This is a genomic window from Salinimicrobium flavum (assembly GCF_042684505.1).
GTDB classification, from domain to species: domain Bacteria; phylum Bacteroidota; class Bacteroidia; order Flavobacteriales; family Flavobacteriaceae; genus Salinimicrobium; species Salinimicrobium flavum.
This window is the reverse complement of the sequence record NZ_JBHULT010000005.1, coordinates 190,003-207,051: the sequence shown is the minus strand read 5'-3', so window position 1 is coordinate 207,051 and position 17,049 is coordinate 190,003. Positions and strand designations below refer to the sequence as shown.

Here is a 17,049-nt window from a genome sequence, read left to right as displayed (position 1 = left end):
AAACAGTTTATCCTACTTCAGTGAGCATTAAATCCAAACCTAGTCTTATTATTTCTTGTGCCTCAATCTTTGAAGTGTTCACATAGTCAACCAGTGCAAAATCTTCCGGAGCGACTTCGTAGATCCCAAGGTTTTCCATCTTTTCAATATCGGCTGCCATACACGCCTTTAACAATTGCATTGGAAAAATATCCATTGGCATCACCTCTTCCATTTCACCGGTAACCACAAGCGCTCTTTCCTCCCCATTCAGGTTGGTATTGACCTCGTATTTTTTCTTCGGAAATAACCAGGTCAAAGAAGTGCGGGAATTAGAAGGAATATTATTGTAAGTGAACGGCAACCATCCGAACATCCTGTATTTATTTCCTTCCGGAATTAGGGTAAGTTCGTTAGGGAAAAAACCGATAAAGCCGTTGTTACTAACTTTTTGACCGGTGAGCACATCTCCTGAAATGATCCTTACGTTTTCTTCATCTACTTTCCCAACAAGATCAGCCACATTCGCACCAATCTTTGTGCGGAAGTATTTCCTGTCCTTCGCTTCGGTTCCTGCAACCGCAAGAGTACGTACCGCAGTGAATTTACCTGAAAGGAACAGATCTCCGATATTGGCAACATCTTCAGGATTAACTGTCCAAACCCGCTCTCCAATACTTATTGGATCTACATTATGGATATGAACTCCCACATTGGCCGCAGGGTGCGGACCTGAAACATGGTGTAATTCAACATTTTCCAGTCCGGAGAAGAGCGAGTTTCCTTTTTGATCGGAAACATGAACTTTTCCCGGAGTAAGTTTGGTCAGTGCATTAAGCCCTGCCTGGAAAGCATCCATTCTGTCTTTCAGTATAAATTCCACATCTGCCGATAAAGGCGCGGTGTTCATAGCTGATACAAATATAGCTTTCGGAGTATCTTTAGGGTCTGCAATTACATCATAAGGTCTCTGATTGATAAATGCCCAGCAACCACTTTCGAGTATCCTGTTTTTTACCGCTTCTGCACCTGCAGAAACAGGATCTATCGTCCCGAATTCGCGGTAGGTATCAGAAGGGTCAGCTTCAAGGATAACTTCCATGATGCGACGCTTCTCCCCACGTTTAATTTCTTTTAGTGTTCCGCTAACCGGCGAAGTAAAGCGCACCTCAGGAGCATATTTGGAGAAGAAAAGTTCATCTCCTGCCTGGACGGCGGCTCCCTCTTTTACAACCATTTTGGGAACAACTGCATGAAAATCTGGCGGTTTAATTGCGAAAGTCTTAGAGCGGGGCGCCTCAACCAAGGTTTTTTCCGCTTCCCCCTTTAATCGTAGAGTAAGCCCTCTTTTTATTCTAATGTCGTTTGACATAGGATGGAGTGTTAAAATTCATTTAAAATCGTGCAAATTTATGCATTTTCGACCCACACTTCCCAATTAAAAATCAATTAATTTCCCTCGCATTTCTGTTAAATCATCCAAATCCTGATGGTAATCAGTTTTTCAGTATATTTAAAATTTATTTGGCAGCATGAAAACAAAAATTACTCTTCTGTTTTTACTGGTCTTTTTTCCACTTCTTCTTACTGCACAAGGGGTGCAGGAGGTGCCTCCCCCAAATTACATACGAACCGTAATTTTTAATGACGGCTCTGGGTATAGCGGCACACCTGTCCTGAGGATCGGGGAAATGTTCAATCTTGAATTTGATGATATTATTGGTGATGAAGCTAATTACTATTATACGATCGAACATTACGATTATGACTGGACCCCATCGCAACTAGTCAAATCTGAATACATGGAAGGGTTCGACAATGTTCGCATAACCAACTACACCAACTCCTTCAACACTCTGCAGTTGTATTCCCATTACAAACTGACAATTCCTAACGAGGATACCCACGCCCTTAAGGTAACTGGCAATTACATGCTTAACATCTTCAATCAAGCAAGAGAAATAGTATTCTCGCGAAAGTTCATGATTTACGAACCCCTTACCCAGGTAGGTGTACAAGTAAAAAGATCAAGAGATGTAAAATTCATCCACACCCGACAGGTGGTGAATTTCGCAGTGAACTCTCCCGACTTTATCATTAGGAATCCCGAGGAATCCATCTACGCTGTGATCCTTCAGAATAACAATTTAAAAACCGGGATCTTCAATGTCAAACCACAATATCATATTGGAAGTGAGCTCATCTATAAATATGATCAACTTACCTCTTTTTGGGGTGGCAATGAGTATCTTAATTTTGACAGTAAAGACCTGAGGGCAGCGACGGTAAAGATCAAATTTATCGAAGCTCGTGACCTTTATCACCACTTTTTGTTCAGTGACCGGATAAGGGCTTTTGAACCCTACACCTATAACCCTGACATTAATGGAAAATTCGTGATAAGGACCATGCAGGGCCGTGATCCCGCTATTGAAGCAGGTTATGTATGGACACATTTTTCCCTTCAGACTTTCGATATTTTCGAAGGCGGGGAAGTGCATTTATATGGAGAATTCAATAATTTTATTCTCGATGACAGCACCCGCCTCATCTATAACATGGAAACCGGGGCTTATGAGACCGCAAGGCTGTTCAAACAGGGATATTATGATTACAAATATGTATTCCTGAGAGATGACGGGGTGTTGGATGAGGGCTTCATCAGTGGAAATTTTGAAGAGACTGAGAATGACTACAGTGTATTGATTTATTACCATCCTCCCGGAGCCAGATACTCCAGGATCATTGGTATGGGAAATGCAAGTTCTGTCAATATTTCGAATTAATACATCCGGGAATCTTTACCACAATGAATACCGATAAAAAGACAATTCCGCAAGTTTATACCTCCGGGATCGAAAAAGAAAGGCATAAGTTCAAGTACAGGAGCACCGAATGCCTTAACTGCTATCACCCGCTGGATAAAAGTGACCAGTTTTGCCCCAATTGCGGACAGCTCAACAGCACAAAGAAACTCGCCTTTGATGACTTTTTCAATGAATTCTTTGCGGGAATTTTCGCTTATGATTCGAGGTTTTACAGGACCCTTGGAGTACTCCTTTTAAAACCGGGAAAGATCTCCAAAGATTACATAGAAGGAAAGAGAGTACGCTATGCCAACCCGTACCGGTTTTACCTGAGTGCTTCTATCATCTTTTTCCTGGTTTGGAGCCTTACCCACAATACTGAAGCACCTGTAAACGTTGACACCCCCACCCCGGAAGAACAGGCTGTGATCGATTCGGTGCTTACCGAACAGCGTGAATTAAGGCCCGGACTTGATCTTATCATCCCCCAGATAGACACGACCCCAAAAACTGACCGCTACATTGCTGAAAAATATGTAGATACCATGAGTTTTCTCAATGCCACCCAGAAAAAATGGGAAGTGTTTTCAGATTTCTATGAGCGAACCGAAATTAGGAATATCAATGTTGCACTGGACAGTTTGAATTACAGGCACACCAACTATAATGAATGGTTTTACAAAAAAACAGTAGACATAAAACGCTTCAGTTCAGATTCAGATCTCTTCTGGAACTATTTTTACGGCAAGGTGCCTTTTATCATCTTCTTTTACCTTCCGGTATTTGCGATGTTCATCTGGCTTCTCTACCTGAGAAGGCCTTTTACGTACATGGAGCATCTTATTTTCACTTTTCATAATCAAACCACCTGGTTTGTATTATTTGGGATCGCTTTGATACTGGACTTCTTTTTGGCTACCAACTGGTTCGCCGGCATTGCCATGTTCCTCTTTTTGTTTTACCTCTATAAAGCCTTCCGAAGATTTTACGGCCAGGGGAGAGTTAAAACCGTTTTAAAATTTATAATAATCAATATTATATTCTTTATTTTAGCCATAGTTGCGGCCGTCTTCTCAGTACTCGCATCTTTCGCTATTTATTAAGTCATGATACAACAAGTAACCAGGGGAATTAAAATTTCCATAGAGACCAATTTTGAAGGTACCTTCTACAAGAACTACAGGGTACATTTCGCTTTTGGGTACCAGGTTACCATAGAGAATCAAAGCAAGGATTCTGTGCAGTTGACGTCCCGGTTCTGGAGGATAAAAGATGCTTTGAACCGTACAGAGATCGTTGAAGGCGAAGGAGTAATAGGTAAAAAACCGGTTATCAAACCCGGGGAATCACATACCTACAGGAGCGGTTGCCTTCTCACCTCCCCTTTTGGATCCATGAGCGGATTCTACAATATGATCAATTTCACCTCTACCCGAAAGTTCAGGGTGGCCATTCCCTCTTTTAAGCTAAGCGCACCTTTTGCTTTAAATTGATCGGGAAAGATCCTTCGAAAATGCCATTTTTGTTACCTCATCTGTTGCCAGGTCCCTGTAAAAAAATCTGAGTTCTTCTTCGGAAAGGATCACCTGCGAAATGCTTCGGGTTTTCACGAAGCCGCGATCCATCACCACATCTGTATTATTGTCCCCGCTTCCTGCGGAAGAATGGAAATTGAGAAGGCTGTTTGCTTCCAATTCCTCCTGTGTCTGAAGTTTGCTGAACCAGTTTTCCCGTTGCTGCTTCATTTCGGCATTGTAAAGGGGTGAAGAAGACCAGATAAGGGGTCGTGGTTCCAGGTTTCTGAAGTGCTTCCGGCGCCCGTCCCATACCAGTTCAGAAAATGTCATTTTCGAAGCCCATTCCGCAGCAATTATCGTGAAAGGTTCTATATCTGTTAGGTCGTAATCTTCAGCCACAGTGGCAAGATCTTCCCCTTCCGCAGCCAAAAGATCTTTTACCACCACTCCCCTGCTAAGCCGGTAAGGAGGCTTCCTAAGATGGCTTTCAAACTCCCCGTTCAGCAGGCAAATCAGTCTTTGGCGTTCACTTACCCCCAGCCAGGTGCCGCCCGCCTCCACATCTTTCGGGAACAACATTTTCACCCCGGCTTCAGTATAAATTTGCGGGGGCAGGGTTTCACGCCCCGGTGCTTCATCCCGATTGGAAGTAAGGACAAAACTTTTGGAACGACCCCTTAAAGGCGCCAAGGTCACTGTACACATTTTATGGATATTTTAAGAAAAAGGCTTCATATGCCTGATTTTACCTAAAGTTCAGCATTTTTGAGAGGATATAAAATTCTTTTAATTTAATTACCTTTACGCACCATTAAATTTCAAATCACAAAAACTTTAAAATACTATGGGAAAAGGTGTATTCCAGGTTCCACAAGCTGTAAATGAGCCTGTAAAATCATATGCTCCGGGTACTCCGGAAAGAGAGGCAGTCCTCAAAGTCTACAAAGAGTTATGGAATTCAAAAGTTGAAGTTCCTTTATATATTGGAGGTGAAGAGATCAAAACGGGAAACACTGCTCCCATGAACCCTCCTCATGACCACAAGCATCATCTGGGGGATTATCACAAAGCTTCTAAAGAACATGTTGAAAAAGCCATTGATGCGGCATTAAATGCGCGTGAGAAATGGGCAAACCTTGAATGGGAACAAAGAGCGGCTGTCTTTTTAAAAGCTGCTGAGTTGATCGCCGGTCCTTACCGTTACAAGATCAATGCTGCAACCATGATAGGTCAATCCAAAAATATTTTCCAGGCAGAGATCGATTCAGCCTGTGAATTAATAGATTTCCTTAGGTTCAATGTGGAATACATGACCAGGATCTATGAAGAACAACCTGAATCTACTTCAGAAGCATGGAATAGGTTGGAGTATCGTCCGCTGGAAGGCTTCGTATACGCAATAACCCCCTTTAATTTTACCGCCATCGCCGGAAACTTACCTTCTGCCCCTGCATTAATGGGAAATGTGGCTATATGGAAACCGAGTGATTCGCAGGTATATTCTGCACAGGTGATCATGGAAGTTTTTAAAGAAGCAGGGATGCCAGATGGGGTGATCAATATGGTTATGGGTGATCCGGTAATGATTACTGATACTATACTTGCCCACCGTGAATTCTCTGGCCTTCACTTTACCGGAAGTACAACCGTTTTCAAGAACCTTTGGAAACAAATTGGAGAGAACATTCACAACTACAGGTCATACCCAAGGATCGTTGGGGAGACAGGAGGAAAAGATTTCATCCTTGCTCACAAGAGTGCGAGACCTAAACAAGTAGCTACGGCAATTTCCAGGGGAGCCTTTGAGTTCCAGGGCCAGAAATGTAGCGCCGCCTCCAGAGCCTATATTCCTAAAAGTATGTGGGAAGAAGTTAAGGGATATGTGGTAGAGGATCTAAAATCTTTTAAAATGGGTTCGCCGGAAGATATGGGCAATTTCATTACCGCAGTGATCCATGAAGGTTCGTTTGACAAGTTGGCAAAATTCATTGATGCCGCGAAGAACGATGACGATGCAGAGATCGTGGCTGGTGGAAATTACGATAAGTCCAAAGGTTATTTTATTGAACCTACCGTTATACTTACTTCCAATCCAAAATACAGCACCATGTGTACTGAATTGTTTGGACCGGTCATGACCGTTTATCTTTATGAAGAGGATCAATGGGAAGAAACCCTGAAATTAGTAGATGATTCTGAGTATGCACTAACCGGGGCTATTCTGTCACAGGACCGTTATGCGGCAGCCGAAGCGACCAAAGCTTTACAGAATGCAGCCGGGAACTTCTATATCAACGATAAGCCTACCGGGGCGGTTGTTGGGCAACAGCCTTTTGGAGGTGCAAGGGGTAGTGGAACCAATGATAAGGCAGGTTCTATCCTGAACCTTTACCGATGGATCTCCCCAAGGACTATCAAGGAAACATTTGTTACCCCGACAGATTACAGATATCCGTTCCTGGGTGAGTAGCAGAATGCTACGATCAAATTAAAAAAAACCGTCAAAAGAAATTTTGGCGGTTTTTACTTTTCTGAAAAGTTCTAAAACAAGTAACGCTTTACACTAAACAAACTTTAAAGTTTTCCTAATTTTTTAACAGTTACCTCTACATTTTATTCATCTTTTTCTTACACATAATTTCCCAAAATTTCAATTTATCTGAAATTATTTACAATTCACCGATTTTTTAGTAATTACACCGAATACTTCTTTTATTACCATTAATAAGCTGTAAATTAGATTGTTAAATGGCTCCCAACCGGAGTCTTTTCCCTCCCCCTACCTAAATGTTGCGACTATGGTTAAAAAATTACTCTTAAAAGTATTCATTTTCTGGGCTTTTATACTGACCTCTGCTTGGGGGTGGGGGCAGGAATGTCCTTCGTCTGTGAGTATTTCTGCTGATACAGGTAAGACTATTTGTGATGGAACACCTGTAACTTTTACAGCCACCATTAACGGTGGTACTGGAACCCTCTCTTATCAATGGAAAATTGACGGAGCTGATGTCGGTCCAAACAGCACTAACTTCTCCACTTCAAGTTTAGAAAATGGAGACAATGTGACCCTTACTGTCACCTCATCTGATGACACTACCTGTAGCACGACGAGTAGTAATTACTCCATGACGGTGAATTCCAACAAAACTCCGACAGTAACTTTATCGGCCAATACTACCTCAATTTGTCCTGGAGAAAGTGTAACTTTTACTGCAAACAACACTAACGGAGGTACTAGTCCGCAGTACTCCTTCTTTCTGAATAGCGGAACTTCAGCTCTTCAAACAGGTTCTTCAAACAAGTTCACTACAACATCCTTAAATAATGGAGATCGCATACGGGTGGTTTTAAACAGCAGCCTGGATTGTACTACTTCCGATACAGCTGAAGCTTTTTCCAACAGCATAGAGGTAAGAGCGGGAACACCTGCAACACCGGGAACAATAGCAACATCTGTTGGACAATCAATATGTCCGGGAACATCTCAGACTTATTCAATTGATGCTGTAACAGGCGCCACTTCATATCAGTGGACGCTTCCTTCCGGATGGGCAGGAAGCAGTACATCTACTTCAATAAATGTAACGGCCGGTACATCAAGCGGCTCAATTTCAGTCAAAGCAGTAAATGATTGTGGCACCAGCGAGGCACAAAGTATTTCTATAACATTAAAGGATGGCACTCCTGCAGTTCCCGGCAATATTACGGGAACAACATCTGTCTGTCCAGGAGTTTCAGAGACCTATTCTGTTTCGCCTATATCAGGTGCCACTGAATACATCTGGACCTTACCAAATGGATGGACAGGAACAAGTACAGCTAATTCTATAGATGTAACGACAGGTGCATCGGGCTCAGGGAACATCTCAGTCCAGGCAAAAAATGATTGCGGAACGAGTACAGCCAAAACTTTGGCTGTTTCCGTTAAAGCAGGAACACCGGGGCAACCGGGAATAATTTCCGGAACAGCGGCTGTTTGTCCGGGAGTTCAAGAAACATATTCTATAACACCAGTTACAGGTGCAACTTCGTACGAATGGACATTACCAGATAACACTTGGACCGGCACAAGTACCGCTACCTCTATAACTGTTTCTACAGGTACAACAAATGGGAATATAACTGTAAAGGCGATCAATGATTGTGGGACAAGTGAAGCCCAAACTTTTGCCGTGACAGTAAAACCTGGTACTCCTGCAACTCCGGCATCAATATCCGGTTCGGATATAGTTTGTCCCGGCACATCTGAAACCTACTCTATTACTCCCGTGGACGGAGCAACAGAATACATCTGGACTTTACCAAGTGGATGGAGTGGCAGTAGTTCTACTGAGGAAATAACTGTAACAACCGCACAATCTGGCAGCGGTAATATCACGGTCAAGGCAAAAAATGATTGCGGCACCGGGACTGCAGCTAGTTTTGCGGTTTCTGTTGATAAGCCTGCTCCTGTGATGACTGGAAACATAACGGGTGAAACAGTTGTGTGTGCGGGTATGACCGGATTAACATATTCTATTCCTGAAATTCCAAATGCAGATGGCTACACCTGGATTATTCCTGCAGATTGGAGCATAACTTCGGGATCTGGAACCGCTTCTGTAACAGTAACAGCCGGTACCTCAAATGCAGATATAAAAGTTGAAGCAACAAATACTTGTGGAACCAGCGCGCAATCTCAAGCTTTAAATGTTCAAGTAACCTCTGGCGTACCTGCAACTCCAGGTGCGATTACAACAAGTTTACCTTCTACTGCTATATGCCCTCCTGTAAATAATCAAACATTTAGCATAACTCCTGTAGACGGAGCCACAGGATACAATTGGACGCTTCCTACCGGATGGGAGATAACTTCCGGAGAAAACACCTCGACCATAACAGTAAACATTACCGCTGCTCAGTCGTACGTCAGTCCGACAACAGTAAAAGTAAAAGCAACTAATATATGTGGTGAAAGCGGGACAAGTACATCACAGGATATTTATCTTGATAACTATATAATTGCCAACATTGGATCAGATTTAACGGTTTGTAAAATTGTTAATTCAATACCTCAGCTTACCCTTAATGGTACTATGAATTTTGGTAATTCCAATTTAAGCCCAACTTTTTCAACCTCCGGGTCTGGAACCTTCCAAAATATTCCCAGTAATAAAAAAGGAGATTTCACTTTAAATTATACTCCTTCACAAGCCGATTATGACCTGGGGGAGGTTACGATTACTATGACCATACCTCAGATAACCAGTGGGAATAGTACTTCCTGCGGTACGGGAAAGGACGAAATGACAATCTTTTTTAAATCACTTCCCACAGCCACAGTTGAAGCTTCTTCACCCGTGTGCAATGGAAATAGTTCAACTGTTACTTTCACAGGAACTCCAAATAGTAGAATAACTTATAAAAAAGATAACGGCGCCAATCAGACAATTGACATAAACGATTCTGGAACTGCAACTTTAAATTCCGGTCCTTTAACCGCTAACACCACTTATACCTTAGTAAGCAGCCTTAATCTTGACACCCCGGCTTGTACTAATACACTCTCGGGATCCACGATAATTACTGTTACCCCTAAGCCCACGGCCAGTATTTCCTATGCAGGACCCTTCTGCAGTTCTGCAACCAGTGCGCAGGAAGTAACTTTAACCGGAACTAATGCCTATACAGGAGGAGTATTTTCCTCGACTGAAGGCCTCTCAATTGATGCTGCTTCCGGGGCTATTATACCAAGCGGCAGTACTCCCGGCACCTATACGGTTACTTACAATACACCCGAAGCAGGTGATTGTGCAGAAGTAACTGCCACCACTGAAGTTACGATTACAAAAGAACCAACGGCAACTATATCATATTCCGGCACTCCATTTTGTACATCAGATTCTGATGCAAAACCTGTTACTCTTACCGGAACGGATGGTTTTTCCGGAGGAACATTCACTGCTACACCGGACGGATTAACAATTGATTCCAGTACAGGAGCTATTATCGCCAGTAGCAGTACAGCAGGCACGTATACAGTGACCTATGAAACTCCCGAAGCGGGAGGGTGTTCCCCTGTTAGTACTACCGCAGAGGTTACTATTACTAATAATCCAACGGCAACCATATCCTACCCTGAAGCTCCTTTTTGTTTATCAGACAATTCAGAAAAAGCAGTTACATTAGATGGGACAGATGGTTATACCGGAGGAACATATTCAGCTCCGGAAGGACTTTCTATCAATTCTTCCACGGGTGCAATTAATCCTGGTGGAAGCACTGCTGGAACTTATACCGTGACTTATACAACTCCTGCATCTCCGGCCTGTGGGGAAGTAACTGCAACAACAGAGGTTGCTATTACTCAAACTCCTTCAGTGGAAATAAGCTATGCCGGACCCTTCTGCACTTCAGATGCTACGATTCAACCAGTTGTCTTTAATAATGGTATTGGTGATTATGAAGATGGAACGTTTTCTTCTACTCCAGGAGGTCTGAATATTGATCCTGATACTGGTGGCATAACTGCTCAAAATTCCACACCGGGCACCTATACCGTTTCCTATACCATTCCTGCTTCTTTAGGCTGCGATGTTGTTGTAGTAGATACACAGGTGACTATTACTAAATTGCCGCAGGTTACTATCAGTTACAACACCCTATTATGTAATTCAGACGATCCGGCGGGAGTCAGCTACAGCAGTACATTCGGCGATTATTCCGGAGGTATATTTTCCGCAACTGCAGGTTTGATTATCAATGCCGAGGGAACAATTGATCCTCAAGCCAGTACTCCCGGAATTCATACTGTTACCTATACAAAGGATACTGAGGGGGATGGTTGTGATGTTATAGAAGCGACTACTCAGGTAGAAATATTTGAAAAAGTTCAGATTACTACTCAGCCGGTAAATTTCGGTACCTGCTCGAGCAATCCGGCTTCTTTCGAAGTAGTTGCAACAGGTGATAATCTTCAGTACCAATGGTATAAGAAGGATGCAGGTGGAACTTTTGTCCAAATAAATGGAGAGACAAATGCGATCTTATCATACAATAATGCAACTTCAGCCAATGCGGGAGAATATCATGTAGTTGTCAGCAGCAGTAATGCTGTGTGTATTTCAGAAACTTCTGATCCCGTAACCCTGAACATTGATGAAGACATAATTATTACAAAACCTGTAGAGGATCAAACTATTTGTGAAGACGATTATGAAACCTTGTCTTTTGAGTACGAAGCACATGCTAATGGTGCCGAACTTTCTTTTCAATGGATCAAGGATGGAAGCCCAATAAATGAGCTTGCTGATAAGTATCAGATGACAAGATCAGGGCCAGATGCGGATGGAGTCTACACCGGCACTTTGACAATTTTAAATATTGACCTGAGCGACGACGGAATTTATGCCGTCGAGATCGATGGTCCGGAACATTTCACCTGTTCGGAGGCAACTTCAAAAAGTTTCACCTTCAGAGTTAATAAAAGACCCGAGAAACCTGTTACTGCTGCTGTAGAATATTGTCTGAATGCATCTCCGGTAGCCTTAACAGCTACTAAAACTAGCGAAAACAATGAGTTGCTATGGTACAGTTATGATGCTGCGACAGACATTTATACTTATTTGGGGACTTCTATTACTCCAAGTACTAGTGCAGTAGGTACTACTTCATATTGGGTAACTCAAAAGCAACCCAATACCTGTGAAAGTGATCCCCAGGAACTTGTAGTTACCGTATATGATAAACCTGAGCCTGTAGCAACAGAAACTATTGAATTTAAATTTTGTTTCCAGGAGACAGTTAGCGATCCGATCTCGATAACTCCTGATGATGGATCCACGTTGAACTGGTATGACGCAGTAGATGCAACTACTGCCCTGGGTTCTGCACCAATTCCAAAAACCGGTGAGGTTAAGCTCACCTCCTATTGGGTGAGTCAAACTTTAACCAGTACGGGATGCGAAAGTGACCGAACCAAAGTAGACATTATTATAAATGAACTTCCAAATATTAATATTGGCGTTGTTGAAGGTTATTCTGCTGAAATATGTTTGAACACCAGCACTAAGTTGATTGCTACCGGGGCAACTAATTATACCTGGTACTCCGGTGAAAATGTAATAGGTGAAACTAGTGAAATTTCGATATTGGGAGAGAATGCCGGCACCTTTGAGTACAAAGTAGTTGGAACAGATGCCAATGGCTGTGTGAATGAAAATGTTATTAGCATAAAAGTTGAAGAACCTTCTGAGGGAGGAACTGTGTCGGGCCCTTCTTCTGTTTGTGAAACTCAAAATGAGGGAACTCTTGCGGTATCTGACTTTAAAGGAGAAATCCAGAGATGGGAAAGTTCAACTGACGGCACAAACTGGACAGCAATTGCTCAAACCTCTGATACTTTAGATTTTCAAAATATTTCAGGCACTACCACCTTCAGGGCTATTGTAAAAAACGGGGTATGTGCCGAAGTTCCTTCAACAGAAATCTCAGTTTCTGTTGATCCTGTACCAGTGGGAGGAGAATTAGCCTTCGATGGCCATGGAAGAACCATTGAAACCTGCTCAAACCCGGGACCAGATTACAATATTCCCTTAAGTTTAACCGGTCAGGCGGGTGATATTGTTCGGTGGAGGTATAAAGAAGGTTCTGCTACCGAATGGTCAACCGTTATGGAAGGAGGAGAGAATTTTACCGGCACCACCCTAAGCCCTGCTTTAATAAGAAGCCTGGGGATTAATCAATCCACCATTTTTGAGGTGGAGATCACAAGCGGTGCCTGTACGCCAAATGCCATTTCTCAAAATGCAACATTGGGTATCGTCTCATCAGACATCGCTCCTAATCCTGTTACGGTAACTCCGGGGGTTGTATGTCTTGGGGAAGAGGTTACTCTTAGTGGAAGCACCGGTTATGGAACCGGTCCGGGGATGGAAGCAGGAGCTTTTGACTATTCTTCTATTACTAATAAAGGTTGGAGAATAAAAGACAAAAATGGCGTAGAATCTAATTTCGACTCAAGTGCCGACAATGGGGTTGCCGCAATATGGCTGAGAACCAATCCTTTACCTTTAACTACTGCTCATCTTACCTCTCCGTATAGCACATACACCTACAGCAACTGGGATTCCAGTGCAGGTGATGAAGGAAATAAAGGTTTTGCCGTTGTTTCAGGACCTAATCCTTCCACTCTGGAAACCTCGGTCTTCAATCTTTTTGCCGTTGACAATCCTGTGCTCACCTTTGACCAGGCCTATAATCTTACTCCCGGGTCAGCGATCTATGTGGATATTTCGACTGACGGCGGCGAAAATTATAATCCTGTACCTTTATTTGAGCTAATTGCTACAGATGCTGACGATGGGACCAGTGGTAATTATGACAGTTTTGGAGACGACGATGCAAATGCCGAAAACAAAATCAGCCTGGATTTAACAGACTATGCAAATCTCCCTAATTTAAGAATTAGGTTCAGGTATGAAGGGACCCGACCTGGAGATGTTTGGGCCGTAGATGCTATAAGCCTTCCAGTTGAACCTACTAATGTTGACTTGACATGGAGAGATTATACAGATCCTGCAAATCCTGTTTTAATTGGAACGGATAATTCTGAACAGTGGGCGCCAAAACTTGTAGGATGGAATGACTTCGAAATACGCACCAGACTAACCTTTGATAGCACAGGACAACAATGCCCTGTAGTTGAAAACTGGAAAACAATAAGTGTATTTGTTTTTGATCAATATACTTCGACTGCCACGGCAGTTTCCGGTAGCTGCGGAAGTAACAATGTTCAATTAAATGGAGAGATAGTAAATAGCACCTCAACTTTAGTTACGGAATTTCCAACCAGGGATGATTACTCTGCCCGCTGGGAAGTAGTAACAGGCCCTACCGGATATACTTTTTCTGAAGCCCATTTCACCAACGGAGACAGCACTACCCCTGCAGTGAATGATCCTCATGCAGTTTTCTCACCGGGGATGTTTGGCTCATATACGCTAAGATGGGCTCTTAACCGCTCCGCTGATGACGATTTGACGAATGAAACCTGCCCACCGATATATACTGATGTAACCATTGACATTAATGATTGTACTGCCCTCGATTTTGATGGGTTCGATGATTATGTGGACCTTGGCAGTAATTATCAAGGTAATACCTTTTTTGAAGCCTGGATCAGACCATTTAACAGACCATTACCAGATGGATCTGCAAATACTGATGCCTCTACCGGCACTATAATTAGTGGACCCGGATTTGAAATTAGCATGGGAGATCTTCCTGCTACCATCATACCTGGCACCCGTTGGTACCACATTGCAGTTTCCAATACCGGAGAACTGTGGGTGGATGGTATTCCTTCAGATGCAATTACTGTAAATGGCCACGGAGGAAATAGAACAATAATCGGTGCACGTTGGAATTCCTCTGCAAAAACTACTGAAAATCATTTTTCGGGTTGGATCGAGGAAGTCAGGATCTGGAATAAGTCATTGACCGTAGAACAAATTCGATTTATGATGAATCAGCGACTCATCGCAAATGGAGCGAAAATGGGTGAGCAGATCCCTATGGATGTGCCCGACGGACTTACCTATTCAGATCTTGCAGGGTATTACAGGCTTATTTCTGCTGACCCAGAACCTTTAGATGTAAGTCCCGTTGTCTATTTAGCTGAAGACATGCCTGCAAATGGTCTGACTCCGGATCGCGCAACTACAAAAGTTCCGGGTAGATTGATGAATATGGAAACGAACCAGGAAAACACCGCACCACTTCCTTATTATTCCGGCAACAATGGAGTTTGGGGAACCGATGCTACCTGGTTACGACCTGACGTTTGGGATCCACCACACACCGGACCTATTGAATGGAATATCGCGAGAACATCTCATGATATTACCTCCGGAAGCAGAGACATATTACTTTTAGGTCTAATCTCTGAAGTCAATACCCTTGATATGGAGGGCCAGAATCCAAATAGCTGGACTACGGGTGGAACCGGAAATAAGCTTTATTTATCTCATTATCTCCTATTAGATGGAATCATTGATCTCAATGGAGAATCTCAATTAGTTCAACCAACGGGAAGTATTGTTGATGTTAATAGTTCAGGTCATCTGGACCGTGATCAACAGGGAACCGCTAGTAGTTATAACTATAATTACTGGGTTTCACCCGTAGCACCTGAAACCAGTAACGCTGCTTATTCTGTAGCTACTGTAATGATGGATGGTTCTGATCCCATTCCACAGACACTAGACTTCGGGGCTGCCTACGCTCATGCGGACGGAGGATATAGCACACCTCGAAAAATTAGCGAGTACTGGCTACATAAGTTTCATGGAACTGCAAATGATTATTTTACCTGGGACCATATAGGAAGTACAGGTACTATGAACGCAGGAGAAGGTTATAGCATGAAAGGGACCGCTGGGACCGCTGCTATTGACGACAGCCAGAATTATACCTTCCGAGGGCTACCCAATAATGGAGACGTATCTCCGGGAAGCACAAGTACAAATGAAAACTATCTGGTAGGTAATCCATATCCCTCTGCCATAGATGCAGAAAAATTCATCGCAGATAATCTCGCAGATGGACATGAAAACGGAGCAAACGTTTTTAACGGAACTCTTTATTTCTGGTCTCATTTCGCTAACCAGACCCATTATCTCCAGGAATACATTGGAGGGTATGCCGCCTTTAACCTTGGCGGAGGGGTAAGAGCAGTAGCTATAGATGAAAGAATAAACGCAACTGACGATGAAGGAGGCCAGGTACCTCAACAATTCATTCCGGTAGGACAAGCCTTTTTTATCAATACACTGTTGGACGAGACGTTAGAAGCTGCAATGCAAAATGCTGGTCTATCCGGTGTAAATGGAGGAAAGGTAGTGTTTCGAAATAGTCAGAGAGTTTTTGAAATAGAAGCTTCCGGTACATCTGTCTTCCACTCCCAGGAAAGAAAAGATGGTAAAAATTCAGCTTCTAATTCAGGAGATGGTGATGAAAGATCCAAGATCTGGTTGAAGTTCAAATCTCCTCAAGGATATCACCGACAGATCCTGGTAACAGCCGATGAAAGGGCTTCGGACAACTTCGACCTTGGTTTTGACGCTCCCCTCATTGAAGATAACGTGGAGGATATGTACTGGTATTTCAACAACTACGAGTTCGTGATCCAGGGGGTTAGTGATTTTAATCTGGACAGAGAATTAAATTTAGGTATAAAAGTTAAAGAACCGGGCACTTTTACCATTAGTATTGATGATCTCATGAATATTCCTGATGATATGAACATATTCCTGGAAGACAGTCTGCTTCAGGTAACTCACGATCTTCGGGAGGAAGATTATGTCTCTAAGTCTGAGGCCGGGATATTCCTGGATCGGTTCAAGCTGGTATTCCGGGATAAAACTGCGATTGACGATGAAGATTTGGTGGAAGACGGAGAATTCGAGATCCTTTACGTGAACGGAAGTCGGGAGGTTCTGGTAAGAAACCCTCAGCTTCTGGATATTTCGAGGATCTATCTCAACAACATGCTGGGACAGCAGGTTCATACCTTTTACGATATCCCCACCGAGAAAGAAATATTCTTACCGGTAGAAAGGTTCAGTTCGGGAGTATATATCGTTAAAGTGCATTCTGAAAAAGGGATCAGGACGAAGAAAGTGATCCTGGAATAATTTTAAAAATATAAAATATAAAATGGTGACTTTCATGCAAATGAGATCACCATTTTTGCTTTTTAGCCTTCC

Annotated in this window: 7 protein-coding genes; 5 read left to right on the top strand and 2 right to left on the bottom strand. The window is 42.9% G+C overall.

All coding sequences use genetic code 11. From position 1 onward, the window contains the following. Nucleotides 1–7: 7 nt before the first annotated feature. The gene (locus ACFSTG_RS01350; RefSeq protein WP_380747704.1) at nucleotides 8–1,351 is read right to left on the bottom strand and encodes a Na(+)-translocating NADH-quinone reductase subunit A; all 1,344 of its coding nucleotides are present in this window, start codon (nucleotides 1,349–1,351) and stop codon (nucleotides 8–10) included. 160 nt (nucleotides 1,352–1,511) lie between these two features. Between ACFSTG_RS01350 and ACFSTG_RS01345 the strand changes: the two genes are divergently transcribed. The 3 genes from ACFSTG_RS01345 to apaG are packed head-to-tail and all read left to right on the top strand — an operon-like array spanning nucleotide 1,512 to nucleotide 4,279. Further along, nucleotides 1,512–2,765, top strand: coding sequence for a type IX secretion system plug protein (locus tag ACFSTG_RS01345; protein WP_380747702.1), 1,254 nt, complete (start codon nucleotides 1,512–1,514; stop codon nucleotides 2,763–2,765). A 23-nt stretch (nucleotides 2,766–2,788) separates the two neighbouring features. Beyond that, nucleotides 2,789–3,889 (top strand): DUF3667 domain-containing protein, encoded by a 1,101-nt coding sequence (locus ACFSTG_RS01340; protein ID WP_380747700.1) that lies wholly within the window; start codon nucleotides 2,789–2,791, stop codon nucleotides 3,887–3,889. A 3-nt stretch (nucleotides 3,890–3,892) separates the two neighbouring features. Continuing rightward, nucleotides 3,893–4,279 (top strand): Co2+/Mg2+ efflux protein ApaG, encoded by a 387-nt coding sequence (gene apaG / locus ACFSTG_RS01335; RefSeq protein WP_380747698.1) that lies wholly within the window; start codon nucleotides 3,893–3,895, stop codon nucleotides 4,277–4,279. Here the strand turns inward: apaG and ACFSTG_RS01330 are convergent. Beyond that, nucleotides 4,271–5,008, bottom strand: coding sequence for an NRDE family protein (locus ACFSTG_RS01330; protein WP_380747696.1), 738 nt, complete (start codon nucleotides 5,006–5,008; stop codon nucleotides 4,271–4,273). The two genes, apaG and ACFSTG_RS01330, sit on opposite strands and share 9 nt — an antisense overlap. 139 nt (nucleotides 5,009–5,147) lie before the next feature. Here ACFSTG_RS01330 and pruA point away from each other — a divergent pair, with 139 nt between their 5' ends. Both pruA and ACFSTG_RS01320 read left to right on the top strand, forming a co-directional pair. Beyond that, entirely contained in the window at nucleotides 5,148–6,773 is a 1,626-nt protein-coding gene (gene pruA / locus ACFSTG_RS01325) for an L-glutamate gamma-semialdehyde dehydrogenase (RefSeq protein WP_380747694.1), read from the top strand. 328 nt (nucleotides 6,774–7,101) lie between these two features. Further along, entirely contained in the window at nucleotides 7,102–16,977 is a 9,876-nt protein-coding gene (locus ACFSTG_RS01320; protein ID WP_380747692.1) for an Ig-like domain-containing protein, read from the top strand. Nucleotides 16,978–17,049 lie beyond the last annotated feature (72 nt).